The following is a 26,734-nucleotide window of genomic DNA, read 5'->3' on the forward strand; positions in this document are numbered from 1 at the left end:
AGATTAACAATCCTCCTATTTTTTAGGATAGAAGGATTGCAAAATAAGTCAATTATTTACGCCACTGACCATAAATTGGTCTTGAAAAATGGGCAAGTACAGCAATCATACAGATTTCAATGGAGACGCCCCAATAAATATGACCCAAAATTTCACTCCATAATTCATAGCCATTTAAATTCCATAACCAGCCAACGGTACCTTCTGGATCATAAGCGGGATGACGGAAGCCTAACAATGGAATAAAAAAGCCATGCATAACAACTGTAATAATCAACCCATAAAAGGCGCCATACCAAAGTCGAATTTTATTCCAAAAATAGGCAATAAATGCATAAACAAATGCAAAAGCAAAACTAAATAGCCAGTGATAAAGTGTCACAGCACCTAAAACATTTGCTCCTTGATAAATATAATCAAGGGAATGGGAATTAATACCTAACCAACCAAGCCAAGCATCAATATGTGCTGCTGGTGGCGAAATTTCACCGGGAACACGAGGCGGCATATTCACTTCCGATCCCCACTTAACTAATGAACTAATAAAACCACCAATGAGTGTAGTCCAAATGATAATTTTACGATTTATTTTATTTCCAAACATTTGAGTGATTCCTTACTATTTTTAATAGATATTTAATGGATATTTAAATGAGAATGCACAATAAATTAGTTAAAATAAGTTTTACTTAAGACTTGCAGGATACATTTTAGAAATTTTTTTATTTAAAACAGATGATTGCTTTTTGTTGTCATTTTTGAGAAATCAAACAATATCTATTTAATCAATCATAACTGGTATAGCCATACCAATATATAAACTCAATTAGAATAAATAATATACGCTTTTAAGTCTAAAGAATACACATTACCGCAATTATAATTTTATAAAAAAAGTTAAAATAACTATTTTTAATTGATAATGATTCTTATTATCAAATATAATACCACTATATTAATTTAGAGGTTTAATTATGTTAAAAATATCCACAGTAAGTTTAGAAGAAATCAATAATACGGTTCATATTCCCGATTCTAATGCGAGTTTTCTTCGAAAACTGTGGGCTTTTTCTGGTCCGGGTGCTTTAGTTGCTGTTGGTTATATGGATCCAGGAAACTGGATCACGTCCATTCAAGGTGGTGCGCTTTATAGCTATTTATTACTATCAGTAATACTCATTTCTAGCTTAATTGCAATGCTTCTTCAGGCAATGTGTGTGAAAATAGGCGTAGTAACGGGTATGGATCTTGCCCAAGCCACAAAATCAATGGTCGGTAAAAAAATAGCTTTTTGTTTATGGATATCGACTGAATTAGCCATTATTGCCACAGAAATTGCTGAAGTCATTGGTAGTGCAGTAGCTTTAAATCTATTATTTGATATTCCATTATTAATTGGTGTGTTATTAACCGTTTTTGACGTTGTTATCCTTTTAATTTTGATGAAGTTTGGTTTTAGAAAAATAGAAGCCATTGTCTTTTGTTTAATTGCGACAATATTTATTATCTTCGCTTATGAAGTTTTAAGAGCCTCTCCTGAACTTAGTGATATTTTAAATGGGTTTATACCTAGAACTGATATTTTTACTGCCTCAATCAAAGGACATGATTCCGCATTAGTGATTGCTCTTGGTATTGTGGGTGCAACCGTTATGCCGCATAACTTGTATCTTCATTCGTCTATCGTTCAAACTAGAAAATATGATAGACAAAACAGAACAAGCTTAAAAGATGCAATTAAATATGCAACGATTGATTCCAATATACAATTGTCGTTTTCATTTATCATAAACTGTTTATTATTAATTCTTGGGGCTGCGCTTTTTTATGGTAATGATCCCGACAACCTTGGTCGATTTACCCAACTTTATGATGCACTGAAAGATCCACATATGGTTGGTCCTGTGGCAAGTTCAATTATGGCAACTTTATTTGCCGTTGCTTTACTCGCATCGGGTCAAAACGCAACAATTACAGGCACATTGACTGGGCAAATAGTCATGGAAGGATTTATTCATTTATCGATTCCGCTCTGGGCTAGACGAATAATCAGTCGAGGATTAGCGGTTACACCTGTGATTTTATGTATTTATATCTGGGGTGATAAAGAAAATATTGTTGAAAATTTATTAATCTATACTCAAGTCTTTTTAAGCATTGCTTTACCAATTTCAATGATTCCTTTAATTTTAGTCACCTCAAATAAAAAAATCATGAAAGAGTTTGTGAATTGCAAGTTAACCATTATTTTAGGTTGGATAGCGACGATTTCGCTTATTATTTTAAATCTACAATTAATCTATGAAGTGATTAGTTCATTGTATTAGTTAACTACCTTACCAGCCATTGAGATTTTTCTGATCAATGGCTTGTTTAATTTTTTTCTCCTTGATTATCATACATTGTTATCTACTTGCTTATTTATTAAATGAGATAAATAAACGTTGAAAACAAGATAAAATCTAGGTAACACAACCATTCCATCTGGTAGAACAAAACAAAATCATTATTTTATTTAAAAAACTGTATTTATTTACAGTGTTTTTGTTGATATACTCGTTTCAATTTTAATCAGCTGCATGTATTTATTTAATTATTATGATAACTCAACTTACTATTAATAATTTTGCCATTGTCGATCAGTTGTTAGTTGATTTTACAACAGGGATGACCGCAATTACCGGAGAAACAGGAGCAGGAAAATCCATTGCGATTGATGCTCTAGGACTATGTTTAGGAAATCGTTCTGATGCCTCAGCGATTCGCAATGGGGCAAATCGGGTAGACATATCAGCAAGTTTTATACTGGATGACACCCCCGCGGCATATGAGTGGTTAATAGAAAATCAACTTGATGAGGGTAATGAATGCATCTTACGCCGCGTGATTAATCAAGATGGTCGTTCTAAAGCGTTTATTAATGGTCGAGCCGTGCCCATATCCCAACTTAAAGATGTAGGGCAAATGCTCATTCAAATTCATGGACAACATGAACCTCAACGGCTTTTACGCAGTGACTATCAGCAACTGCTCTTGAATCATTATATGAATGAACCAACGCTACTTGCACAAATGCACCAAGCTCATAAGGATTGGAAAACGGCCTGCCAAGCTTATCAGCAATATGAAACCACACGACAAGACCGTGAAGCACATCTGCAACTTTTACAATATCAATTAAAAGAATTAAATGAATTTTCGCCGATTGAAGGTGAGTACCAACAGATTGATGAAGAATATAAACGACTATCAAACAGTGAACAGTTAATTAACCTTAGTCAACAGTCAATCATGGTATTAGATGAAGCTGATGAATACAATGTTAGCAATTTACTTAGCAGTGTCAAAAACAGTGTACAACAGTTATCCGAGCTCGATCCAACCTTAAATAATATTCTTAACATGCTGGAAGAAGCAGCCATTCAAATAAAAGAAGCCAGTTATGAACTTCGTCACTACAGTGAAAGTTTAGAGATTGATCCGGCGCGCGTCATGCAACTTGAACAACGCTTATCGAAACAAATTGCATTAGCACGTAAACATCATATTGCACCAGAGGCTTTACCTGAATTACATCATAATTTACTTAATGAATTTAAACAGATTAATCAACAAGATGAACAAGGCGAACAGTTAAAAGCTGACATTAGCAAATATCATCAAATTGCCCTAGAATTTGCCACTAAATTACACCAAAAACGGGTAACGGTAAGTAAAACATTAGCTAAGAAAGTAACAACAATTATGCATGAACTTTCTATGCCAAATGGGCAATTGAGTATCGATATCACTTTTGACGAAAATCGATTAAATGAAAGTGGAGCGGATCAAGTCACCTTTTTAGTTAGCACTAATGCAGGACAAATTTTACAACCGCTCGCTAAAGTTGCATCCGGTGGTGAATTATCACGTATTGCCTTAGCAATTCAAGTACTAACAGCGCAAAAAATGGATACTCCAGCGTTAATTTTTGATGAAATTGATGTGGGTATCAGTGGACCGACGGCAGCTAAAGTTGGACAGCTATTAAGGCAACTTGGAGAATCGACACAAGTTATTACCGTAACACATTTACCGCAAGTTGCTGGACAAGCTAATCAGCATTACTTTGTCAGTAAACAAACGAGTGGTAAACAAACCACCACAGATATGCAAAAATTAGATAAAAATGGACGTTTAAATGAGCTTGCTCGGTTATTAGGTGGAGATAAAATTACCGATGCAACACTTGCCAATGCGAAAGAGTTACTTATTATCTAATTTAATTATGGTAATATAACGCCTTTAATTTTGGATGGGAGAATAGCAAGATCATGAGTCTATCTGGTAAACATATTTTATTAGGAATAACAGGTGGCATTGCTGCTTATAAATGTCCTGATCTTGTCCGTCATTTAAAAAAAGCAGGGGCACAAGTACATGTCGTACTGACTGATTCGGCAAGTCACTTTGTTACGCCAATGACACTGCAAGCGGTTTCTGGGAATCGGGTATCCAATGATCTATTTGATCCATCGGCAGAACTGTCTATGAGTCATATTGAATTGGCAAAATGGGCTGATTTAGTATTAATTGCTCCCGCAACAGCAAATATTATTGCTAAAATGGCTAACGGCATTGCAGATGATTTATTATCAACGCTCTGTTTAGCAACCCCCGCCCCAATAGTCATCGCGCCAGCCATGAATCAGCAAATGTATAAAGCGGCTGCGACACAGCATAATTTATCAGTACTAAAATCTAGAAATACCTTAATTTTAGGGCCTGATAGTGGCTTTCAGGCTTGTGGTGATGTTGGCCCGGGCCGTATGCTTGAACCACAAACGATTGTGGAAAAAATTGAGAATTATTTTTCCACAACATCAACACTTACTGGGATCTCAATAACGGTTACTGCGGGTCCAACCATTGAAGAAATCGATCCTGTACGTTATATTAGCAACTATAGCTCAGGTAAAATGGGCTTTGCTATTGCCAAAGCTGCAGCTCAAATGGGTGCAAAAGTGACCTTAATTAGTGGTCCTGTTCATCTAGATACACCAAATAATGTCAATCGTATTGATGTAAAAAGTGCTAAACAGATGTATGAAGCAGCATTAAGTCATGCCCAAGAATCAACAATTTTTATCGCTTGTGCCGCGGTTGCTGACTATCATGCTAAAACAATTGCCCCTCAAAAAATCAAAAAAACTGATGATAATGATGAATTAGTTATAAAGTTAGTTAAAAATCCTGATATTGTTGCAAGTGTAGCGGCATTAAAGAATCATCGACCTTTTGTCGTTGGATTTGCCGCTGAAACCAATAATATCAAAGATTATGCACTGAAAAAATTAACGACAAAAAACTTAGATTTGATCTGTGCTAATGATGTTTCAGACCAAACAATCGGGTTTAATTCTGAACAAAATGCATTAACTCTTTATTGGCAAAATGGAGAGCAAACATTACCATTAAGCAGTAAACAACAACTAGCATCACAGCTACTTGAAGCTGTGATAACACGATATAAAGCGAGTCATGATGAAAAGAAAAATTGATATTAAAGTATTAGACAAACGTTTAGGTAATGAATTTCCACTACCAACGTATGCAACTGAAGGATCCGCTGGTATTGATTTACGTGCCATGTTTGATAAAACGACTGAAATTAAACCAGGTGAAACCATTTTAACCCCAACCGGTTTATCAATGCATATTGCCGATCCGAACTTGGCTGCTTTGGTACTGCCTCGTTCTGGCTTAGGATCAAAAAATGGTATTGTGCTTGGTAATCTAGTTGGTTTAATCGATTCGGATTATCAAGGCCAATTGTTTGTTCCTGTTTGGAACCGCAGCCAAACACCTTTTGTTATTGAAGCAGGTGATCGTATTGCTCAACTAATTATCGTACCTGTTGTGCAAGCAGAATTTAATATTGTTGATGAATTTACGGAATCAGCTCGTGGTGAAGGTGGATTTGGGCATTCGGGTAAAAAATGATTGTGAATAACAAAAATAAAAATCGCAAAGAAGATATCTTACAAGCATTAGCAACAATGCTTGAATCTAATGAAGGGACTCAGCGAATTACTACCGCCAAATTAGCAGCCACAGTAGGCGTTTCTGAAGCGGCGCTGTATAGGCATTTTCCGAGTAAAACAAAAATGTTTGAAAGTTTAATTGTCTATATTGAAGATATCTTACTGTCCCGCATTAATATCATCATGCAAGATGAGCCAAATACCTTGACTCGATTAAAACTTATCCTTGCATTAATTCTAGGTTTTTCTGAAAAAAATCCAGGATTAACTAGAATTATGACAGGCCACGCATTGATGTTTGAGCAAGAACAGTTGCAAGAACGCATTAGTCAACTCTTTGAGCGAATCGAAACACAAATAAAACAAGTTATACGAGAAAGGAAGATTCGTGAAGGTGTTGCTTTTACTACAGATGAACGCATTTTATCTAGCCAATTACTTGCATTTTGTGAAGGTATGATGGTGCGTTATTCTCGTTCGGGTTTTAAATATCTACCTACAACTAATTTTGATACTCGCTGGACATTATTATCTAAACAGCTCGTTTAATTTGTTTTGTAACTAGATATTTTCCCGTAATGTCTATTACCGATTGATAAGGATAATTAAATGAATTTTGAAGATCTAATCAATAATGCCATTTCTATTATTGAAAAATATGATGGTGTAGTACTCAGTTATATTGCTCATTTTTGCTTTGCCATTCTTATTTTTATCATTGGACGAGCCATTGCTAGATTTGTCGCTCGTCAACTTAGAAAAATATTAACCAATCGTCATGTTGATCCAACAGTAGTTAAATTTGTAAGTTCCCTATCCTATTATGCCATTATTGTAATGACTCTGGTGGCGGTGTTGGGGCAACTTGGTGTACAAACCGCATCAATTGTTGCCATTATTGGTGCAGCTGGTTTAGCCGTTGGTTTAGCACTACAAGGTTCACTGTCTAATTTTGCTGCTGGGGTTATTTTAATTATTTTTCGTCCGTTCAAAGTGGGTGAAACCGTGATTATTAATAACCAAAAAGGGGTTATTGATTCGATTCAAATTTTTTCAACATCCATCGTTACGCCAACCAACGAATTAGTAGTAATACCCAATAGTCAGGTAGTGGGTGCCAATATTATTAACTATACAAGATTACCAGAAAGACGTTTAGATTTAGTTGTAAATGTTGGGTATGATTCTGACATTCGAAAAGTTTATCAGGTGTTAAAACAAGCTGTTGATAAAACCAGCAACATTTTAACAAAGAAAGAGCCAACTATTCGCTTGGATCAATTAGATGCTTCATCAATGAATTTCAATGTGTTAGTTTGGACAACAAATACCAATTATGGGCCAGTTAAGGCTGAATTGCTTGAAAATATTAAAAATGGATTAACCGAAAATGGTATTAATATTCCATATCCTACAATGGATGTAAATCTAAACACCCAGTCATAATTTTCAATTAATGTATTCCGTTGTTAATCAGCAACGGAATACAAATCCCCTTATAAAACTAAATATCTTGATCCATATTTAATGCAGGTTTATCGCAGTCAGGGCAACCAACAATTTTAGCAGGAACGCCCGCAACTGTGGTATGTTTCGGTACAGATTCCAAAACAACTGAACCTGCGCCAATTTTAGCCCCTTTTCCAATTTCAATATTACCTAAAATAGTCGAATGGGCACCAATCATCACCCCTTCACGAATTTTTGGATGGCGATCACCATTTTCTTTGCCCGTACCGCCTAACGTCACTGATTGTAAAATAGAGACATCATTTTCAATAACAACAGTTTCACCAATGACAATACCCGTTGCATGATCAAACATTACCCCACAGCCAATCTTAGCCGCAGGGTGAATATCAACGCCAAACACTATTGCAATCTGACTTTGTAAAAAAATCGCCAAAGACTTGCGATTTTGCCGCCAAAGCCAATGTGCGATTCGATAAGCTTGTAATGATAAAAAACCTTTATAATACAGAAGTGGGGTTGAATAATGATTGGTCGCGGGATCACGAATATAAACGGCTATAATATCACTTATCGCCGACTTAATAATATTCTCATCCGCTTGATAGGCTTGCCGAGCAATTTCACGAATTTCAATAGCGGGCATAACCTGCGTCGAAAGTTTATTCGCTAAAATATAACTTAAAGCACTGCCTAGGTTTTCATGATTGAGTAAAGTAGCATGGAAATAACTAGCAAGCATCGGTTCACTTTCAACCAATTTGGATGCTTCTTGTCGGATGGTTTGCCATAATAATTCAGGCTTAACAACTATTTTTGTATTGTTCACAACAAGTCCCTATATTAAACAGTATTGCTAACATTGTTTCGCAAACTCATGTAGGAAGCAAGTTTTGTATTCATTTATCCTAATTTAATAATCAAAATGGAAAGCAACTGTTCCCATTTTGATACTAAATAACACCGCATTGCATACGTTTTAATATTATGGTTGTTTGGTTTTTTTATCATCACTCAAGGTAAATATCGCGATTATCAAAATAAATAGCACAATGCTTGCCAATACATAAAATGTAGTTGAATAGCCTGTTTTATCAAATAATTTACCCACTAACCATGATAAAACAATCACACCAACATTTGATGAAATATTAAAGCCGACTAAATACAAAGTAGATGATAATCTTTCATCAAAATTACCTACCACGTATTTGAACACAGCTAAGATAAATAGTGGTGTTTCAATTGCATGAAAGAGTTTAACTAACGAAATCAGATAAACATTGTCTAAGGTTGCTGATAATGAAATTCGGCAAATCATCACCATAGCCGCCACTAATAATGATTTTTTTGCCCCTATTTTATTAATAAAGAAAGGTGCTAAAATCATACAAGCTGCTTCTAAAAATACCTGGAGCGAATTTAAATAACCATAGACTTGATAGCCTTCCTCTGGTTTATCAAAGAAACTGGTATAAAAATTTGGAAACAGTTGCTGATCATAAATAGTATAAAAGCTATTGGTACCAATGATAAAAAAGACAAATAACCAAAACTTTTTCATACCAAATAGAGAAAGAATTTCACTCAGAGTTGGAATGGTTGGCTTTTGTATGACTGCTTGTGTTTCACTGTTTGCGGAAAACTCTTGGTTAGGTTTATAAACTAAATTGATTATAAAATAGATAGCCGCAATGCCAGATGCCATCCAAAAGTTAATATGGGGATCGATACCAAATAAAATACCCGCTACAAAAGTTGCAGCAGCATAACCAAACGATCCCCAAAATCTTGCAGGACCAAATTCAAAACCAAACAATCGACTAATTCGCTCAATAAAAGAGTCAATCAAAGCGCATCCAGAAATAAAACCCGCACTTAACACTGGTGCACCAATACAGACACCTAACAAAAAATCATTTCGTAGTAACGGTTCATACACATAAATTAAAAACGGCCCAATAAGTATCATAACGATACTTTGAAAGGTAATTACCGCTTTACCTATCTGTAATTTATCTTGAATAATGCCATAAAAAATCATAAAAAACATAGCAGCAGCAGAGTTAGCTGCATAAACAATACCAAGTTGTTCACCGGATAAACCTATTTTACTTTTTAACCAAATAGCATAAAAAGACCACCAGAGTGACCAAGCGGCATAGAAGGTAATAAGATAACCTGACGAGAACCAATAATTTCTATTTTGCATCATATTCATGTTTATTACTCTTTTATTGTTGAAGTTTAACGTTAACATGTTAATGTTAACATTATTGTCATATTTGGCACGAAATAGATACAATCGATTATCATAATTGTTACTTAGCTCACACTTTTTATCATTAATTTTTGTGGTATCATCACATTTAAGCAATGATTGATAATAATTTTTAGTATATTGAGCAAAAGGATCTAACTATGGCTTCACTTAAGGATGTTGCAAAATTGGCATCAGTATCACTGATGACAGTTTCTCGTGCAATTAATAATCCTGAAAAATTAAATAAACAGACATATCAACGCGTAAAACAAGCCATTGAGCAACTTAATTATGTCCCAGATCTCTCAGCCAGAAAAATTCGTGGTGATAACTCAGGCCCTTATGCTATTGGTGTTTTAGCTTTAGAAACAGCAATGACACCATTTTCCGTAGAATTATTACAAGCTATAGAAAAAACTGCCCAAAATCATGGTTGGAATACTTTTATTGTTAATTTATTTGATGATAAAGATCCTGATCATGCAATTAATACTCTTTTATCCTATCGTCCTAACGGTATTATTTACACTACGATGGGACTTAGGAAAGTTGATCTTCCAGAAAAGCTGCTTGGCAAAAATATTGTTTTGGCAAATTGTGTTACTGATAGTGAAAAACTGGCTTGCTATATTCCCGATGACTACACTGGTCAATACCAAGCGATGCAACAAGTGATACAAAAAGGCTATAAAAAACCGTTATGCATCTATTTATCAGAAAAAACATTAGCTGGTAAAACCCGTCGTAAGGGTGCAGAACAAGCTTGGCTTGATGCAGGTAGAAATTTGAAAAAAATGACCAGTTATCATATGCCGATATTGGAAAATAATATCGCCCAAGAATATATGATGACAATTGATATATTGAAACAACATTGTAATAACACACCGGATTTTGATGTATTGATTTGTGGTAATGATCGCATTGCTTTTGTTGCCTACCAATACTTACTTGGTCAAGGGTATCATATACCCAAAGATGTGGCCATATTAGGTTACGACAACATGGTCGGCACTGGCGAACTATTTTTCCCACCGTTGACGACGGTTCAATTACCGCATTATGAAATAGGCGAGCAAGCAGCGCTACATATCATCAATGGTCAAACAGAAACAGAAATCAGCTATGTGGCTTCGCCTTACTTAGAAAGGAATTCTTTGTAATAAACATAAATGAATTGACCGCTATCAAGCGGTCAATTTAAATACACATTAAGCATAAATAGATTTTAGTTGCCAACTGTCAAGTTGAGTAATTTTGGCACTACCATTTTCCGAAAATAAATTTATTTGACGTTCTGCTGGTAATTTAGGATAAATACGGCTAGAAAGACTATACAAATCATCATTAACAAAAACTTCAACCGATGATGCATCAATAAAAACATGTAATGATAGTTTTTTCGTTTTTGGTAATGGCACACTACGATAGCCTTTTAACTCAAGTCCAGAAAGACTACGATCAAGAACAATACGTTTTGATTGTAAATCCACATATAACAATGTTGCTTGTTCACCATTTTTGGTTGCCGATAGCTGCAAACCAAATCGTTCTGCGGTACTTTGTGATAAATCAAACTCAACATTGAGTTCACAACTAATCGATTGAATATGGGTATTTTTCAGTTCATTATTAAGGATTATTTCACTTAATGATTGTGGTTGTTGACGTAGCGCTACCAGCTCTTTAATTGGGCGATTACGTACATTATTGTTGTTATCCAATATTAATTCACGAGGAAGCGTAAATGAACCCATCCATTTATCTTGTTTACTTGGCATACTCGATTCCCACATATCCATCCAAGCAAACACAATGCGTCGCCCATCAGCAGCTAGAAACGATTGTGGTGCATAAAAATCATGACCAAAATCCATTTCTTGAAATGGTTTGATTATTGAAAACTTTTTACCTGGTTGCCAATCACCAACAATATAACCAGATTGAAAACGATTTCGATACTGATAGCCTTTAGCTTTCATACCTTGTGGTGAAAACATTAAAATCCATTTATCACCAAGCTTGAAAAAGTCAGGACATTCAAGCATATAAACATTAGGATCGATATCACTTACAACAACATGGTCGAATGTCCAACTTTCAAGATCTTTTGAATGATAAAGTAAAATTTGTCCAACATCATTTGTATCACGTTGTCCAACAACCATCCACCATGTATCATCCTGTAGCCAAACCTTAGGATCTCGAAAATGCATAATACCGCTTTCTGGCACAAGTATGGTTCCATGTTTTTTAAAATGAATACCATCTTTACTGGTTGCTAAACATTGAGATTGAGAAATTTTTTCATCATTACCCTGTCCTGCTAACCAAATATGACCAGTATAGATCAAGTATAACTCGCCATTATTGTCGACAGCCGAACCAGAAAAACAGCCATTTTTATCCCAATCATCACCCGGTGCGATAGCAATAGGTAACCTTCGCCATGTCACAAGATCATCGCTAACAGCATGACCCCAATGCATGGGTCCCCAATTTTCATCATAAGGATGATGTTGGTAAAAAGCGTGATATTGACCTTTAAAATAGATCAAACCATTGGGATCATTCATCCAGCCAGATTGTGGCGCTAAATGAAAATGTGGATAATATTGTTTGTTCATCACTTTCTCTAGTTTTTTCACAGCTAAATTAGCTTTATCAACGGCTGTAGACATAAAACCCCTCTCTTATCCAGTATTACATATCATGATTAATAATACTACTCCAAATAAATTGTTAACGTTAACTGTTAATGAAAAAATAGATAAAATTTGTGATGAAAGTCACACATTTTTAACGTTAACAATGAATTTTTCAGCAAATGATTTAGTCTATAGCTAATTTTAAAGAAGATTTTTATTAATTATCATAATAAACTGCACATCAACTATTTTGTTAACAAGATAAAAGATGGCTAATTTCACGGAATTTGGCAAAAACCTATATTTATACTAAGCTAAATTACCGTAGCAACTAACTATAATCGAGTAAAAAAATGAATAATACTAAAGTTTGGTCTCTTGGAGATGCTGTTATCGATTTGTTGCCATTTGGTGATATGAATTATCAAGCTTGCGCTGGCGGCGCACCAGCTAACGTTGCCATTGGTGTGTCAAAATTGGGGCTACCTTCCGCTTTTATTGGTCGTGTGGGTAACGATCCATTTGGTCACTTTATGGAAAAGACGTTCCGTGAATATAATGTTGATTGTCAGAGTCTTGAAAAAGATGATCATCATAGAACCAGTACAGTGGTCGTAGATTTAGGGCATAATGGTGAGCGAAGTTTTACCTTTTTAGTTTCTCCCTCTGCTGACCAATTTCTATCAGAACAAGCAATTCCTAGTTTCAATCAAGATATATTACATTTTTGCTCTTTAGCGTTAGTTGGTCATACCTGTCGAAAAACATTAAAAACAGCTATTGAAAATCTCACTGCTAAAAATGGTTTAATCAGTTTTGATATTAATCTTCGTGAACAAATGTGGGAAAATAAAGATGAAATGCGCACAACTATCACTCAATTTTGCCATGATGCCGATATCCTCAAATTATCAGACGAGGAACTTTTTTGGCTAACTGAAAGCGATGATTGGCATATTGCCTTAAATAAATTACAACAACACTATAATGCACCACTAAAACTGGTCACTAAAGGCAAAGATGGGAGCATTGTGTTATGGCAAGGCAAAATATTCTCTTTTGATTCATATCATGTTAATAGCGTTGATACAACAGGTGCGGGAGATGCTTTTGTTGCGGGTTTACTTAGTAGTATCGCTTCATCAGGAATGCCAGAAGATAAATTAATGTTAGAAAGTATGATGACCATTGCCAGTGCCTGTGGTGCGTTAGCCACTACCAAAAAAGGGGCATTAACAGCACTACCTGATAGCGCATTTTTGCAATCATTTATAAGCGATAACCCTGCTTTATGTGCTAAACAAATGGCATAACAAAATGACAGAAAAGGAAAAAATGTTAGCAGGTTTGTTGTACGATCCTTGTATCAATTTACTCGCTAAGGAACGCCTTTATGCACAAGATATCTGTTTTCAACTAAATCAATTATCGCCATTGGTCGAAAACCAACGGCAACGTCTTTTTGAAAAACTACTAGGAAAAACAGGGCAGCAATTTACCATCATGCCAGGGTTTCAATGTGATTATGGCTATAATATCGAAATTGGCGAAAATTTTTTCGCTAATTTTAACTGCATTATGTTAGATGCAGCCAAAATTTCATTTGGTGATAATGTGCTGGTAGCGCCCAATTGTGGTTTTTATACCTCAGGACATCCAATTGACAGCCAAACTCGAAACAGTGGCTTAGAATTTGCTAAGCCAATTACGGTTGGCAATAATGTTTGGATTGGTGGCAATGTAATTGTATTACCTAATGTAACAATCGGTGATAACAGTGTTATTGCAGCAGGGAGCATTGTTGATCGTGACATACCCAGTAATGTGGTTGCAATGGGCAGCCCTTGCCGTGTACATAAAACATTAAAAGAGTATTAACACTAAACTTTTTGACGTGTTACTATAATTTTGAGCAGATTTCTCTTGCCCATAGATCAATAGCAAATACGTCTTCAATCGTTGTTGGCTCTGGAAAAGTAAGCTTTTCTAAAACCTTTGATACCTGCTTAGCAATGTCCATAAAACCGATTTTATTTTCTAAAAATGCAGCTACGGCAATTTCATTAGCGGCATTCAATGCTGTTGTTGCTGCTTGACCTTGATTAGAAGCATCAATCGCTAATTTTAAGCATGGATAACGATCAAAATCAGGCTGATTAAAAGTAAGTGATGCTATTTTAGTAAAATCTAACGCTGGAACAGTCGAATTAATACGTTTAGGATAAGACATTGAATAAGCAATCGGCGTACACATATCAGGTACACCTAATTCAGCAATCACACTACCATCTTGATAACGAACCATTGAATGAATAATCGATTGAGGATGAACAATAATCTCCATTTCTTCAGGATTTGCATTAAATAACCAGCGTGCTTCAATGTATTCAAGTCCTTTATTCATCATGGTTGCAGAATCAACCGAAATCTTTTTACCCATTGACCAGTTCGGATGTGCAACCGCTTGTTCTGGAGTGACAGATGCCAACTTATCAATAGGAAAATCTCGAAATGGACCACCCGAACCGGTTAATACAATTTTAGTAATACCATGATCGGTTAAATTGGCAAAACCTAGATCTTGTTGAACTGATGCAGGTAAACTTTGAAAAATGGCATTATGTTCACTATCAACAGGTAATAACTGAGCACCATAACGTTTAACAGCCTGCATAAATAAATGACCGCAAGTGACTAATGATTCTTTATTGGCTAGTAAAATACACTTACCTTTTTTTATAGCAGCAAGCGTCGGTTTTAGCCCCGCAGCACCAACAATTGCAGCCATAACCTGATCAACTTCAGGTAATTGAGCTAAATCACAAATCGCTTCATCGCCAGAAAAAACATCAATATCTAAATTTAAGTTAATTAGATTAGCTTTAAGTTCATTTGCAGCATGTTGATCAGCCATAGCCACATATTTTGGTTTAAATTCTTGGCATTGCTGTGTCATTTTGACAACATTTTTACCGCCGACTAACGCATAAGCCTTATATAAAGTCGGATTTTGTCGAATAACAGCTAAAGTACTGCAACCAATTGATCCCGTTGAACCTAAAATTGTGATATTTTTCATAATTAATACATTAACCCAATGTTATTTTCTTTAAAATAAGAGATATATTGCGATTTTGGCGCTCTATCAGTGATAACTAAATTAAATAAACTAAGATCGCCAATTAAAGCGGGTTTAACTTGATTAAATTTAGTATGGTCGGCGATCAAAATATTCGTAGAAGATTTTTGTATTGCTTTGTGCTTCATGCTAAGTTCATCAAAATTATAACAAGTAACACCTTGTGTAAAATCAATGCCAGCAGCTGAAATAAAGGCTTTATTAGGGCAGATAGTATCTAATTGGTTATGCTGATTGATACTGGTAAATATGGCATTATTAATATGATAATTGCCCCCACATAAAATAATTTTGCAGTTAGGCTTATGTTGTAATGCTAAAAAAGCATTGAAAGAATAACAAATGGCGGTAAACGATATTTGATCATCAATTGCATCAATGATAAATGGCATAGTCGTGCCACAATCGAAAAAGATTGTATCATTTTCGCTTACTAATTGGCTCACCAGTTTTGCAATATGAAGCTTTTCTTTCACCTGTTTATCTTGCTGATCGGATACAAAATATGTGGCGATAGAATGGCGAGCTTGATTAACAATATAACCACCAAGAACCGTCAATGAGGTTGATAAATGATTAAGATCACGACGAATTGTCATTTCAGATACAGCGAGTAATTGCGCAGCATCTTTTAAGTGAATTTTATCCATCGTTTTTAAGAGTTCAATAAGTGCATTTACTCTTTTTTGTGGTTGTGATTGCATTGCTATTCCATAAACAGCAATAAGCTACCTAATAAAGGTAGCTTAAAGGTAAATTAATAGTTACCTGACGATGTTCCGTTACCTGATACGATAGCGATGCCTGCGCTTGCACCTAATCGTGTTGCGCCAGCTTCAACCATTTTTTCAGCGGTTGCACGATCGCGAATACCGCCAGAAGCTTTAACGCCCATTTTATCACCGACGGTTTCACGCATCAATTTAACATCTTCAACCGTTGCACCCGACACACTAAAACCTGTTGAGGTTTTAACGAAAGCAACACCGATCTCTTTACAGATATTGCAAACTTTTACAATTTCGTCTTTGCTTAATAAGCAGGTTTCTAAAATCACTTTCAATGGTACATCACCACATGCGTTAAACACAGCTTCAATATCATTTTTAACGGCTTGCCAATCGTTGCTTTTTAACCAACCAACATTGATAACCATATCAATTTCTTGTGCACCCGCTTTAACCGCCATTTCAGTTTCAAACGCTTTAGCTGAAGTTAACATTGCGCCAAGTGGAAAACCAACCACTGAACACACTTTTACATCACTGCCTTTTAATAAGCTTGCAGCTAAAGGTACATAGCCTGAATTAACGCAAACAGAATAAAAATGATATTCTTTCGCTTCATCACAAAGTTTACGAATTTGATCTTCTGTCGCATTCATCGCCAGTAAAGTATGATCAATATACTTTGCATAACTCATAATGGGATCCTTAAATTATGTTAATAATGATGTCTAATATAAATATTGTTGTATGTAAATGAATAACAATGTTATAAAAATAACAAACATGGGCAAATATTGTTATTTTAGTAACATTATATACTTAAATTATGATAATTTAAAATCAAGATAATGGTTAAAGATGATCAATTTAGTTGAAAAATACCAAAAAAAACGCCCAGTTAAAAACTGAGCGTCTTAGCAATAAAATTATAATTTGAGATTAAAATTCCATTAGCTCTTTTTCTTTATCAGCAAGTACTGAATCTAATTTCTTAATTGCCGCATCGGTTGCTTTTTGAATTAAATCTTGTGATTTGCGTTCATCATCTTCAGAAATTTCTTTGTCTTTTAACAATGCTTTAATTTGATCATTGGCATCACGACGAATATTACGAATTGATACACGACCTTGTTCAGCTTCATTACGCACAATTTTAGTTAAATCACGACGGCGTTCTTCAGTCAATGGAGGCAATGGTACACGAATTACCGTACCTGCTGATGCTGGATTAAGTCCTAAGTCTGAAGTTAAAATTGCTTTCTCAATTAGAGGTGTTAATGATTTATCAAAAACAGTAATTGCTAACGTTCTGGCATCTTCAGCAACCACATTAGCTAACTGACGAAGTGGTGTTGGGCTACCATAATATTCAACCATAATGCCATCTAATAAACTTGGCGATGCACGGCCTGTTCTAACTTTAGAAATATGAGTTTGAAACGCATCAATACTTTTTTCCATGCGCGTTTGCGCTTCTTTTAAAATCTCATTTAACATAATAAAAACCTTATATTGAAATAAAAAAGACTAACAGCTAACTGTTGCCTGATTATTAATTAATGTCCCTTCTTGTTCACCTAAAATGACTCGACGTAATGCACCTGGCTTGTTCATATTAAATACACAAATAGGTAAATTATGATCGCGCGCTAGGGTAAAGGCTGCTAAGTCCATTACTTTTAATTCGTCATCTAACACTTTTTCATAATTTAATGTTTTATACAATGTCGCCGTTGGATCTTTAACAGGATCGGCTGAGTAAACACCGTCAACTTTAGTCGCTTTTAAAACTACGTCAGCTTCAATTTCAATACCACGTAAACATGCAGCAGAATCAGTTGTAAAAAATGGATTACCAGTACCTGCAGAAAGAATAACCACTTTACCATGACGAAGCAAGCTAATCGCTTCAGTCCAACGATAATCATCACATACACCATTTAAAGGAATGGCTGACATTAAACGCGCATTAACTTCAATTCTGTGCAATGCATCACGCATAGCAAGACCATTCATTACCGTTGCCAACATCCCCATATGATCGCCAACAACACGGTTCATTCCCGCTTTAGCAAGACCCGCACCTCGGAATAGATTTCCCCCTCCGATAACGACCGCAACTTGAACATTCATTTCAATCAGTTCTTTAATTTCTCGTGCCATACGATCAAGAACGGTTGGATCGATACCAAAACCTTCGTCGCCTTGTAGTGCTTCACCACTGAGTTTAAGTAAAATTCGTTTGTAGAAAGGGGTTGCCATATGAAGTCTCACTATTCGTTATTTCGATACTTAATTACCTGACAAGCTATACTTGTTAACAGTAATTTTAAAATATTTTGTAGATAAACAAAACCGCCTTAACGGCGGTTTTTATGAAACAATTAAGATTGTTTCGACATCGCAGCAACTTCGGCTGCAAAATCAACTTCGACTTTCTCGATGCCTTCACCCACTTCAAAGCGGATAAATTTAGCAACTGTCGCTTTTTTCTCTGCTAATAAATCACCAACTGTTTTGCTTGGATCCATAACGAATGGTTGACCAGTAAGTGAAACTTCACCAGTGAATTTACGCATACGGCCTTCAACCATTTTTTCAGCGATTTCACGTGGTTTACCAGATTGCATAGCGATATCAATTTGGATATTACGTTCATGTTCAACCACATCAGCTGGAACATCGCTTGGGCTAACATATTCTGGTTTGCTTGCCGCAATGTGCATAGCAATATGTTTAACTAATTCTTCATCACAGCCACTGCTTGCAGCAACTAAAACACCAATACGGGCACCATGTTGATAACTACCAACAACGTCACCAGCAATTTCTTGAACACGACGAATACCGATGTTTTCACCGATTTTAGCAACTAAAGCTGTACGTTCTTCTTCAAATTTTGCTTGTAATGCAGCAAGATCAGTTAAGCCATCATTTAATGCTGCTGTAGCAACTTTTTCACTAAATTCTAAGAAACCAGCGTCTTTAGCAACAAAGTCAGTTTCACAGTTGATTTCTAAGATTACACCTGATTTTTTATCAGCAGCAATTTTAGAAATAATTACACCTTCAGCCGCAACACGACCTGCTTTTTTAGCCGCTTTTGCTTGACCAGATTTACGCATATTGTCGATAGCAAGATCGATATCGCCATTCGCTTCAACTAATGCTTTTTTACATTCCATCATACCTGCGCCAGTTCTTTCGCGCAGTTCTTTTACCATAGAAGCGGTAATTTCAGCCATTTTTAAATCCTCTAGTTAACCATTGTGATGATTGTCATTAGAATGGGTCGATATTTATTATCGACCCTGAAAATATTTGAGTTTATTACTCAGCTGCTGGAGCTTCTTCAACGAAGCTTTCTTCAGATACTGGAGATTGGTTTTGCTCACGACCAGAACGTACTGCTTCAGCTACTGCATTTGCATATAATTGAATTGCACGAATCGCATCATCATTACCAGGAACGATGTAATCAACACCATCAGGATCTGAGTTAGTATCAACAACAGCAATGACTGGAATACCTAAATTGTTAGCTTCTTTGATAGCGATATGTTCGTGGTCTGCACCAATAACAAAAATCACATCGGGTAAGCCACCCATATTTTTAATTCCACCCAAGCTATTTTCTAATTTAGCCATTTCACGAGCACGCATTAATGCTTCTTTTTTGGTTAATTTGTCAAATGTACCATCACTAGCTTGTGTTTCTAAATCTTTTAGACGTTTAATTGATTGACGTACTGTTTTCCAGTTAGTCAACATACCACCTAACCAACGGTGATTTACATAGTATTGCCCACAGCTTTCAGCCGCTTGTTTGATCGCTTCGCTAGCTGCACGCTTTGTACCAACAAATAAAATTTTACCTTTACGAGCGGCAATCTTGTTTAATTCAGCTAATGCTTCGTTGAATAAAGGAACTGTTTTTTCAAGATTGATGATGTGAACTTTGTTACGAGCACCAAAAATAAATGGTTTCATTTTTGGGTTCCAATAACGAGTTTGGTGTCCAAAGTGTACACCCGCTTGTAACATATCGCGCATTGATACTGTAGTCATGATTTCCTCATTTTGACGTTGGGGTTATGCCTCCACATATCCGCTTTATCCGACCTATTTGTACTTAGCAAAAGGCACCCCGGCAAAGAGTAATGATATGTGTGTGTTATAACGTTAATTAATAATTAAATTTAATGCCACTTATTCGCACTAACTTTTCAAAAAGATAATGCAAAAAGTAGCGCGCGTTTTATACCACATTTAGGTAAATATTACTAGCTTTATTTAAAGCTAATGTTGATTAGATTACATTCTGGCTATCCACTTTCTATTCTTGTCATTAATTTACCTTTTGAAAGGTTTGAAAATTAATTGTACAAAAAAGAATTTAGAAAGTTTTGTAAAAATTATTCAGGAGTCTATACCGTTTCAACTTTTATTTATGTTTTAAGTCAATATTAAAGAAAGTAAAGTGTTTATCTGCTATCAACTAAATTTAAAATAACATCTAAAAATATCAATAAGTTACCTATAAAAAGATATCTGATTGCTAACCTAATAAATGAGTTTTAGAAAAATAATCATTCGAATATTAACAAGATATTTATCGTTCTCTCATTATAAGCTCAAAGATAACTAAACAGCTCGGTTATGGCTATCTATCCCAGTTAAACTTATCTATTACCTAGTGAGAAGATAATGGCAGGTAATTTATGTAACAGAAATCTACTTGAATTTCGCTAGATAGGTTGAATTAAAGTAAGTAAGAAAAAGCAAGTATATATGAAAATAGATGATTAAAAATTTATAAAAATACAAATTAGCATCATAAAAAAGGGCTTTAATAAGCCCTTTTTTAAATAACAATCAGAATTAACTAAATAGTTTATTGAATTGAAGAGCGATCCAATCACAGATTGTGCCAAAAAAGCCGCTTTCTTGTACATCTTGTAAAGCAACTAGTGGTTGTTCATTAATTACCTTGTCATCTAATATAAATTGCATTTTACCAACACGGGTACCTTTAGTGATTGGCGCATAAATATAATTATCAATGGTATATTGTACTTGTACATCAGCAGCACGTCCTTTTGGTACAGAAACGTAAGCACCATCAATTGATCCTAATGAAATTTTATTTTGATCACCATACCAAATGGTTTGATTCACTAATGAACTATCTGCTTTAACAGGATTGGCCGTTTCGAAAAAACGGAATCCCCAAACTAATAATTTTTTACTCTCTTCTTCACGACCTTTAAAAGTACGCCCCCCTAATACCGCTGAAATTAAACGGGTATTTCCATCTACAGCAGAAGCCACTAAATTATAACCGGCCGCATTAGTATGCCCTGTTTTAATTCCATCAACATTTAATGTCGTATCCCAAAGTAAACCGTTACGATTTAATTGCGGTTTAGAGAGATTATAAGTAAATTCTTTTTCTTTATAGATGGCGTATTCATTGGGTAGATCACGAATTAATGCTTGCCCTAAAAATGCCATATCTTTGGCCGTTGTATATTGTCCAGGCGCATCAAGCCCATGTACGGTTTCAAAATGGGTATGCTCTAATCCAATTTTTTTAGCATATTCATTCATTAAATTAACAAAAGCACCTTGACTACCAGCAACATGTTCAGCCATGGCAATACAAGCATCATTACCAGATTGAATGATAATGCCTTTATTTAGATTATCGACTGAAACGGTTTTCCCCACTTCTAAAAACATGAGTGATGACCCTTTTAGTACAGGATTGCCCGTTGCCCAAGCATCTTTGCTTACAACAACCATATCATCATTTTTTATACGACCTGATTGTAATGCTTGACCAATAACGTAACTGGTCATCATTTTAGTTAAACTGGCAGGATCGCGTTGTTGTTCCGCATTATATTGTGCTAAAATTTCACCCGATTTGGCATCAATTAAAATATATGCCTCTGCATTTAGTTGTGGAATAGCAGGAATAGGAAAAGCCATTTCAGCTGACGCAGTTGAACAAATCGCGAGTGCTAAAAACGCGAAAGATAATTTAAATTTCTTTTTCATTATTTGAATTCCGTTAAATGTTTTTAGATAACATGTATCGATGTGTATGAATAGACATCATAATGCCAAAACTTGCCATTAAAACGACTAAAGAAGAGCCACCATAACTTATTAGCGGTAATGGTACACCAACTACTGGTAAGATGCCACTGACCATACCAATATTAATAAACACATACACAAAAAAGACTAAAATTAGCCCACCCGATAAGATTCTGCCAAAGGTTGTTTGAGCTTGTGAAGCAATAATCAATCCACGAATAATTAAACATAAAAATAGAATAAGTAGAACGATTGTGCCAACAAAACCAAATTCTTCTGCAATAACCGAAAAAATAAAATCGGTATGTCTTTCAGGTAAAAATTCTAATTGTGATTGAGTGCCACTAAGCCAACCTTTACCCCAGATCCCTCCCGAACCAATCGCTATTTTCGATTGGATGATATGATAACCAGCGCCACTAGGATCGAGTTCAGGATTAAATAACATTAAAACCCGAAGTCGCTGATAGTCATGCATTAAGAAAAACCACATAATCGGTAAAAAAGCAGCAATTAAAACAACAGCAACCAGAATAAAACGCCAATCGATTCCAGCTAAAAAAATAATAAAAATACCAGACATGACAATTAAAATAGCCGTACCTAAGTCAGGTTGCATCGCTACAAGTAAGGTAGGTACACCAATGATAGCCAATGTCTGTAAAGTTGTTTTTAGTGGTGGTGGGCAACCATCACGATGAATGAATTTTGCCACCATTAATGGCACGGCTATTTTAGCTATTTCTGAAGGTTGAAAGCGTAAAATCCCCAAATCTAACCAACGCTGTGCCCCTTTACTGGTATACCCAAAAATATCCACTAAGAGTAATATGATAATACAAATTACATACAGTGTTGGCGCCCATGTTTCATATGTTCTAGGTGAAAACTGTGCAAAGACAATCATCACAATAAAACCTAATACGATTTGGATGACGCGTTTTTCAATCATATTGATATCTTGGCCAGTTGCACTCCAAAGAATATAGAGGCTGTAACCAAGTAATAAGGTAATAAATAGAAAAAATAGCGGATCAATATGTATCTTTTGCCAAAAAGATTTTTTGATATTACTCATAATTAATCTTCAGTTCCTGTATTTGGTGATGATTCATCTAACTCGGTTGAATTATTACCAAGAAGGTAAAAATCTAAAATTTTACGCGCCACGGCACCGCCGTTTGAGCTTCCGCCGCCACCATTTTCTAAAACAATAGCCAAAGCAATTTTGGGTTTGTCATAAGGTGCATAGGCAACAAACAAGGCGTGGTCACGTAAATGTTCAGGAACATTTTGGGCATTGTAAACTTCATCTACTTTTAACCCATAAACTTGTGCAGTTCCCGATTTACCTGCTGCTTGATATTTGGCATCAGCATAAATTTTACGTGCCGTTCCTCTCGAACCAAACATAACACGATACATACCTTCTTTAGCAAGTGCCCAATAGCTTGGATTAACATCTGATAAACTATTATTTTCTAGATATTTTTCTGGATTAATTATTGGTTGCTGCTCATTGGAGTTTATAATGTCGCTCTTTTTATATAATAAAAAGTGTGGGGTATAGGTTTTACCATTGTTGATTAATATCGTTAATGCTTTTGCCATCTGTATTGGGGTTGCGGTCCAATAACCTTGACCAATACCAACAGGAATAGTATCTCCTTGTAGCCAAGATTTTTTATGGCGTTGTATTTTCCATTCTCGACTTGGCATAACAGCACGACTCTCTTCATTGGTTGAAATATCAATCCCCGTTCTTTCACCAAAGCCAAATTTAGTCATCCATGCATTTAAACGATCAATACCCATATCATAAGCAACCTGATAAAAATAGGTATCAACGGATTCTTCAATTGCTCTTAATACATCAACTTTCCCATGCCCCCATTTTAACCAATCTCGATAACGTCTTTCGGTTCCTGGTAATTGCCACCATCCGGGATCGTTTACTACGCTTTTTGATGTAACAACACCTTCGCTTAAAGCGGCAATGGCAATATAAGGTTTCACGGTAGAAGCTGGTGGGTATGAACCAAGTAATGCTCGGTTATAAAGAGGTTTATTAGGATCATTAAGTAATGCTTTATATTTATCACTCGATATTCCTCCTACAAATGGATTAGAATCGTAAGTAGGGCTTGAAACCAAGGCTAAAATTTCACCATTATTAGGATCAATGGCAACTACGGCAGCTTTACGACCTGCTAACAATTTTTCTATATAAAGTTGCAACTTAAGATTGATAGATAAATAGATATCCTCACCTGCTTGGGGTGGGAATTGATTAAGTTGACTTACGATTCGTCCTCGACTGTTAACCTCTACTTTTTCATAACCTGGGATGCCATGTAATACATCTTCATAATATTTTTCAATCCCCATTTTACCGATATTAAATGTAGCGACATAATTACTACTTTTGTTTTCCTCCTCTAAACGTTGTTTATCTTGGCTATTAATTTTCGAAATATAGCCAATAATATGAGTCAATGATGCTTCATATGGATAATAACGATGCTGTATCCCAACAATAGAAACATAAGGAAAGCGATGCTGATCAACAACAAAATGCGCTATCTGTTGTTGAGTTAAATTATCTTTTAATGGGACAGGACGATGCGCTTTATAATTTCGGCGTTCCTTTTGAAAATTTTCAATATCTTCATCAGTTAAATCAACAATGGCTTTTAACTGATTAAATTGTTCATTCAGATTTTTGATTTTATCAGGAATAATATTAAGTTGATAAGTGATATTGTTAATGGCTAATGGTGTACCATTACGATCATAAATCATACCACGACTAGGTGGAATAGGAATAATTTCAATACGATTATTATTAGATTTAGTACTGTAATAACTAAAATTAGCAATCTGAAGATCAGCTAAGTTAACAAGTAAAACTAATAATAATAAAATAATTACAATAAAAGCAAACAGTGCTCGCCGCAAAAACAAATTGGTTTCTGCTGAGTGATCACGAATATTGCCTTTCTTTTTGTTACTTGAGATAGGGATAGTAATACTCCTTTAAACACTTTTAGCAGCCTGCTGCTGTTCTTCTTCCCATTTTTGATAAGCATTAACAATTCTGGCAACGACTGGATGACGAACTACATCATCACTATTAAAAAAGTTGAAACTAATTTCGTCAACTTTACTTAATACTTCTATAGCATGACGTAAGCCAGACTTTTGATTGCGAGGGAGATCTATTTGAGTAACATCACCCGTTATTACCGCTTTGGAATTAAAACCGATACGGGTTAAAAACATCTTCATTTGCTCGATAGTCGTATTTTGACTTTCATCAAGAATAATGAAAGCATCATTAAGTGTGCGTCCACGCATATAAGCAAGTGGTGCAATTTCAATAATGCTTTTCTCAATGAGTTTTTCAACTTTTTCAAAACCGAGCATTTCAAATAAGGCATCATAAAGAGGTCGTAAGTAAGGATCAACTTTTTGACTTAGATCGCCAGGTAAAAAGCCAAGTTTTTCACCAGCTTCAACGGCCGGACGAGTTAATACAATTCGACGAACTTGTTGTTTTTCTAACGCATCAACAGCCGCAGCCACAGCTAAATAAGTTTTACCCGTTCCTGCTGGACCAATACCAAAAGTAATATCATAATCCAATATATGGGCAACATATTGTGCTTGATTAGGGGTTCGCGGTTTTATAACACCACGTTTAGTTTTTATCATAACCAATTTAACTGCTTGATTATGGATGTATATTTGTTGTAGATGTTCACTTATTTTTTGAAGTATACCTGACTCTTTTATGGCTAAATGAACCTGCTCAGATTCAATTTCTACAATTTTATTTTTGCTTATGGTATGCCTATAAAGAGACAGCAAAATATCCTCTGCAGCTTTAACACAGGCAGCATTACCGATTATGGCAAATAGATTACCTCGATGATTAATTTCAATACCTAATCGACTTTCAAGTTGTTTAATATTGTCATTATAAGGACCACAAAGGCTATTAAGCCTATTATTATCGGCTGGTTCAAGTACAATTTCATGTGTAATAATATCCAAAGTTAAGTCCCTCTTAATAGTAATTTAATCACTAAGGCGCTATTCACATAAATAGCACTTTTCCACCCCTTTTAAACATCCATTTTTAACGGTTACAGCCAACAATATTGCCTAATATAATATTATTAAAGACTTTTTTTAGATTGCTGTTTATTAAACCTTGCACTTTTATTTTATTAACTAACATTATAATTGGCATTTCGCTTTTTTTATTCTTTTTCAACATAACATACTGTTTGTTGTTCAAATGTTAGCTACATATTATAGTACTTTTTCATTATAATCAGAATTACAGTGATTAT

24 protein-coding genes are annotated in these 26,734 nt (G+C 35.3%); 9 read left to right on the plus strand and 15 right to left on the minus strand.

Translation table 11 applies throughout. From position 1 onward, the window contains the following. Window positions 1-52: 52 nt before the first annotated feature. A complete protein-coding gene (locus H3S88_RS02290; RefSeq protein ID WP_198227407.1) occupies window positions 53-604 on the minus strand; it encodes a DUF1440 domain-containing protein in 552 nt (183 codons plus the stop codon). Window positions 605-974: 370 nt separating this feature from the next. On the opposite strand from H3S88_RS02290, the gene H3S88_RS02295 reads away from it, so the two are divergent. From H3S88_RS02295 to H3S88_RS02320, 6 genes are all read left to right on the plus strand, one after another. Then, window positions 975-2,327 carry an Nramp family divalent metal transporter gene (locus H3S88_RS02295; RefSeq protein ID WP_198227409.1) on the plus strand — a complete coding sequence of 451 codons (1,353 nt, stop codon included), beginning with the start codon at window positions 975-977 and terminating at the stop codon, window positions 2,325-2,327. 271 nt (window positions 2,328-2,598) lie between these two features. Next, window positions 2,599-4,260 (plus strand): DNA repair protein RecN, encoded by a 1,662-nt coding sequence (gene recN / locus H3S88_RS02300; protein ID WP_198227411.1) that lies wholly within the window; start codon window positions 2,599-2,601, stop codon window positions 4,258-4,260. A gap of 53 nt (window positions 4,261-4,313) precedes the next feature. After that, complete coding sequence (gene coaBC, locus H3S88_RS02305; protein ID WP_198227413.1) at window positions 4,314-5,540, plus strand: bifunctional phosphopantothenoylcysteine decarboxylase/phosphopantothenate--cysteine ligase CoaBC; 1,227 nt, start codon at window positions 4,314-4,316, stop codon at window positions 5,538-5,540. Next, window positions 5,524-5,982: a dUTP diphosphatase gene (gene dut / locus H3S88_RS02310; protein WP_025316822.1), complete on the plus strand. Its 459-nt coding sequence runs from the start codon at window positions 5,524-5,526 to the stop codon at window positions 5,980-5,982. The genes coaBC and dut overlap by 17 nt, the downstream gene beginning before the upstream one ends. A gap of 2 nt (window positions 5,983-5,984) precedes the next feature. Continuing rightward, on the plus strand, window positions 5,985-6,572 hold the full coding sequence (slmA, locus tag H3S88_RS02315; RefSeq protein WP_307785753.1) for a nucleoid occlusion factor SlmA: 588 nt from the start codon (window positions 5,985-5,987) through the stop codon (window positions 6,570-6,572). 60 nt (window positions 6,573-6,632) lie between these two features. Continuing rightward, window positions 6,633-7,469, plus strand: a complete 837-nt coding sequence (locus tag H3S88_RS02320) for a mechanosensitive ion channel domain-containing protein (RefSeq protein ID WP_198227417.1) — start codon at window positions 6,633-6,635, stop codon at window positions 7,467-7,469. A 58-nt stretch (window positions 7,470-7,527) separates the two neighbouring features. Here H3S88_RS02320 and cysE read toward each other — a convergent pair whose 3' ends face one another. Both cysE and H3S88_RS02330 read right to left on the minus strand, forming a co-directional pair. Beyond that, window positions 7,528-8,307: a serine O-acetyltransferase gene (gene cysE, locus H3S88_RS02325; protein ID WP_198227479.1), complete on the minus strand. Its 780-nt coding sequence runs from the start codon at window positions 8,305-8,307 to the stop codon at window positions 7,528-7,530. Between the two features lie 171 nt (window positions 8,308-8,478). Continuing rightward, window positions 8,479-9,714, minus strand: a complete 1,236-nt coding sequence (locus H3S88_RS02330) for an oligosaccharide MFS transporter (protein WP_198227419.1) — start codon at window positions 9,712-9,714, stop codon at window positions 8,479-8,481. 200 nt (window positions 9,715-9,914) lie between these two features. Here H3S88_RS02330 and H3S88_RS02335 point away from each other — a divergent pair, with 200 nt between their 5' ends. Beyond that, a complete protein-coding gene (locus tag H3S88_RS02335; RefSeq protein WP_198227421.1) occupies window positions 9,915-10,919 on the plus strand; it encodes a LacI family DNA-binding transcriptional regulator in 1,005 nt (334 codons plus the stop codon). 48 nt (window positions 10,920-10,967) lie between these two features. On the opposite strand, the gene H3S88_RS02340 is transcribed toward H3S88_RS02335, so the two are convergent. Further along, window positions 10,968-12,437, minus strand: coding sequence for a glycoside hydrolase family 32 protein (locus H3S88_RS02340; RefSeq protein ID WP_198227423.1), 1,470 nt, complete (start codon window positions 12,435-12,437; stop codon window positions 10,968-10,970). 320 nt (window positions 12,438-12,757) lie between these two features. Between H3S88_RS02340 and H3S88_RS02345 the strand changes: the two genes are divergently transcribed. Then, on the plus strand, window positions 12,758-13,717 hold the full coding sequence (locus tag H3S88_RS02345; protein ID WP_198227425.1) for an aminoimidazole riboside kinase: 960 nt from the start codon (window positions 12,758-12,760) through the stop codon (window positions 13,715-13,717). A gap of 4 nt (window positions 13,718-13,721) precedes the next feature. Further along, a complete protein-coding gene (locus H3S88_RS02350; RefSeq protein WP_198227427.1) occupies window positions 13,722-14,282 on the plus strand; it encodes a sugar O-acetyltransferase in 561 nt (186 codons plus the stop codon). A 22-nt stretch (window positions 14,283-14,304) separates the two neighbouring features. Here H3S88_RS02350 and ispC read toward each other — a convergent pair whose 3' ends face one another. The 11 genes from ispC to H3S88_RS02405 form a co-directional block, all read right to left on the minus strand. Further along, window positions 14,305-15,483, minus strand: coding sequence for a 1-deoxy-D-xylulose-5-phosphate reductoisomerase (gene ispC / locus H3S88_RS02355; RefSeq protein WP_198227429.1), 1,179 nt, complete (start codon window positions 15,481-15,483; stop codon window positions 14,305-14,307). A gap of 2 nt (window positions 15,484-15,485) precedes the next feature. After that, complete coding sequence (gene deoR, locus H3S88_RS02360) at window positions 15,486-16,247, minus strand: DNA-binding transcriptional repressor DeoR (protein ID WP_198227431.1); 762 nt, start codon at window positions 16,245-16,247, stop codon at window positions 15,486-15,488. A 53-nt stretch (window positions 16,248-16,300) separates the two neighbouring features. After that, window positions 16,301-16,966: a deoxyribose-phosphate aldolase gene (deoC, locus tag H3S88_RS02365; RefSeq protein WP_065738126.1), complete on the minus strand. Its 666-nt coding sequence runs from the start codon at window positions 16,964-16,966 to the stop codon at window positions 16,301-16,303. Window positions 16,967-17,210: 244 nt separating this feature from the next. Beyond that, a complete protein-coding gene (gene frr, locus H3S88_RS02370; RefSeq protein WP_086308174.1) occupies window positions 17,211-17,768 on the minus strand; it encodes a ribosome recycling factor in 558 nt (185 codons plus the stop codon). A gap of 30 nt (window positions 17,769-17,798) precedes the next feature. Next, window positions 17,799-18,533 carry a UMP kinase gene (gene pyrH / locus H3S88_RS02375; protein WP_086326127.1) on the minus strand — a complete coding sequence of 245 codons (735 nt, stop codon included), beginning with the start codon at window positions 18,531-18,533 and terminating at the stop codon, window positions 17,799-17,801. A 122-nt stretch (window positions 18,534-18,655) separates the two neighbouring features. Beyond that, entirely contained in the window at window positions 18,656-19,516 is an 861-nt protein-coding gene (gene tsf / locus H3S88_RS02380) for a translation elongation factor Ts (RefSeq protein ID WP_086326128.1), read from the minus strand. A gap of 85 nt (window positions 19,517-19,601) precedes the next feature. After that, window positions 19,602-20,339 carry a 30S ribosomal protein S2 gene (rpsB, locus tag H3S88_RS02385; protein WP_065738129.1) on the minus strand — a complete coding sequence of 246 codons (738 nt, stop codon included), beginning with the start codon at window positions 20,337-20,339 and terminating at the stop codon, window positions 19,602-19,604. 813 nt (window positions 20,340-21,152) lie between these two features. Further along, window positions 21,153-22,334 (minus strand): serine hydrolase, encoded by a 1,182-nt coding sequence (locus H3S88_RS02390; RefSeq protein ID WP_198227433.1) that lies wholly within the window; start codon window positions 22,332-22,334, stop codon window positions 21,153-21,155. A gap of 13 nt (window positions 22,335-22,347) precedes the next feature. Then, complete coding sequence (gene mrdB / locus H3S88_RS02395; RefSeq protein ID WP_198227435.1) at window positions 22,348-23,454, minus strand: peptidoglycan glycosyltransferase MrdB; 1,107 nt, start codon at window positions 23,452-23,454, stop codon at window positions 22,348-22,350. Between the two features lie 2 nt (window positions 23,455-23,456). Beyond that, entirely contained in the window at window positions 23,457-25,394 is a 1,938-nt protein-coding gene (gene mrdA, locus H3S88_RS02400; RefSeq protein ID WP_198227480.1) for a penicillin-binding protein 2, read from the minus strand. Between the two features lie 18 nt (window positions 25,395-25,412). Next, the gene (locus H3S88_RS02405; protein ID WP_232352456.1) at window positions 25,413-26,432 is read right to left on the minus strand and encodes a PhoH family protein; all 1,020 of its coding nucleotides are present in this window, start codon (window positions 26,430-26,432) and stop codon (window positions 25,413-25,415) included. Window positions 26,433-26,734: the final 302 nt, after the last annotated feature.

The sequence above is a fragment of the Gilliamella sp. B14448G11 genome (assembly GCF_016101765.1).
GTDB classification, from domain to species: Bacteria; Pseudomonadota; Gammaproteobacteria; order Enterobacterales; family Orbaceae; genus Gilliamella; species Gilliamella apicola_N.

Excerpts from the sequence above, each read along its gene's own strand:
- H3S88_RS02290 (WP_198227407.1), bottom strand. The coding sequence starts at position 604 with ATGTTTGGAAATAAAATAAATCGTAAAATTATCATTTGGACTACACTC.
- H3S88_RS02295 (WP_198227409.1), top strand. The coding sequence starts at position 975 with ATGTTAAAAATATCCACAGTAAGTTTAGAAGAAATCAATAATACGGTT.
- recN (WP_198227411.1), top strand. The coding sequence starts at position 2,599 with ATGATAACTCAACTTACTATTAATAATTTTGCCATTGTCGATCAGTTG.
- coaBC (WP_198227413.1), top strand. The coding sequence starts at position 4,314 with ATGAGTCTATCTGGTAAACATATTTTATTAGGAATAACAGGTGGCATT.
- dut (WP_025316822.1), top strand. The coding sequence starts at position 5,524 with ATGAAAAGAAAAATTGATATTAAAGTATTAGACAAACGTTTAGGTAAT.
- H3S88_RS02320 (WP_198227417.1), top strand. The coding sequence starts at position 6,633 with ATGAATTTTGAAGATCTAATCAATAATGCCATTTCTATTATTGAAAAA.
- H3S88_RS02330 (WP_198227419.1), bottom strand. The coding sequence starts at position 9,714 with ATGAATATGATGCAAAATAGAAATTATTGGTTCTCGTCAGGTTATCTT.
- H3S88_RS02335 (WP_198227421.1), top strand. The coding sequence starts at position 9,915 with ATGGCTTCACTTAAGGATGTTGCAAAATTGGCATCAGTATCACTGATG.
- H3S88_RS02340 (WP_198227423.1), bottom strand. The coding sequence starts at position 12,437 with ATGTCTACAGCCGTTGATAAAGCTAATTTAGCTGTGAAAAAACTAGAG.
- H3S88_RS02345 (WP_198227425.1), top strand. The coding sequence starts at position 12,758 with ATGAATAATACTAAAGTTTGGTCTCTTGGAGATGCTGTTATCGATTTG.
- H3S88_RS02350 (WP_198227427.1), top strand. The coding sequence starts at position 13,722 with ATGACAGAAAAGGAAAAAATGTTAGCAGGTTTGTTGTACGATCCTTGT.
- ispC (WP_198227429.1), bottom strand. The coding sequence starts at position 15,483 with ATGAAAAATATCACAATTTTAGGTTCAACGGGATCAATTGGTTGCAGT.
- deoR (WP_198227431.1), bottom strand. The coding sequence starts at position 16,247 with ATGCAATCACAACCACAAAAAAGAGTAAATGCACTTATTGAACTCTTA.
- deoC (WP_065738126.1), bottom strand. The coding sequence starts at position 16,966 with ATGAGTTATGCAAAGTATATTGATCATACTTTACTGGCGATGAATGCG.
- frr (WP_086308174.1), bottom strand. The coding sequence starts at position 17,768 with ATGTTAAATGAGATTTTAAAAGAAGCGCAAACGCGCATGGAAAAAAGT.
- pyrH (WP_086326127.1), bottom strand. The coding sequence starts at position 18,533 with ATGGCAACCCCTTTCTACAAACGAATTTTACTTAAACTCAGTGGTGAA.
- tsf (WP_086326128.1), bottom strand. The coding sequence starts at position 19,516 with ATGGCTGAAATTACCGCTTCTATGGTAAAAGAACTGCGCGAAAGAACT.
- rpsB (WP_065738129.1), bottom strand. The coding sequence starts at position 20,339 with ATGACTACAGTATCAATGCGCGATATGTTACAAGCGGGTGTACACTTT.
- H3S88_RS02390 (WP_198227433.1), bottom strand. The coding sequence starts at position 22,334 with ATGAAAAAGAAATTTAAATTATCTTTCGCGTTTTTAGCACTCGCGATT.
- mrdB (WP_198227435.1), bottom strand. The coding sequence starts at position 23,454 with ATGAGTAATATCAAAAAATCTTTTTGGCAAAAGATACATATTGATCCG.